Source organism: Paenibacillus sp. 01T422 (genome assembly GCF_056398785.1).
The window spans coordinates 1-397 of record NZ_JBFTQB010001704.1 but is presented as its reverse complement, the minus strand read 5'-3'; the positions used below and the strand labels follow the sequence as shown (position 1 = coordinate 397).

General features: G+C 49.1%; 2 rRNA genes. Both read left to right on the top strand.

Annotation, left to right across the window (positions count from 1 at the left end):
• A 23S ribosomal RNA gene (locus AC1DUA_RS40860) occupies positions 1–147 on the top strand; the annotation flags it as partial.
• A 141-nt stretch (positions 148–288) separates the two neighbouring features.
• Positions 289–397, top strand: a 5S ribosomal RNA gene (gene rrf, locus AC1DUA_RS40855); the annotation flags it as partial.

Genomic DNA, 397 nt, shown 5'->3' with positions numbered 1-397 from the left:
CTGAAAGCATCTAAGCGCGAAGCCCCCCTCAAGATGAGATTTCCCAGTATGTAAGACCCCTTGTAGACGACGAGGTTGATAGGTTCGAGGTGGAAGTGCGGCAACGTATGCAGCTGACGAATACTAATCGGTCGAGGGCTTAACCTAATAAAGGGATCTTTTGACGAAGTCAAAAGTCTCTCTGATTACAGCTGACTAAGCAGCTAGTCTCTACGTCTAACGGAGATGACAAATATTCTTTACGCAAGTTTCGTATCTAGTTTTCAAGGCGCAAACACGCTTTGACTGTTTGGTGATGATGGCGGAGGGGACCCACGCGTTCCCATCTCGAACACGACCGTTAAGCCCTCCAGCGTCGATGGTACTTGAACCGCAGGGTTCTGGGAGAGTAGAACGT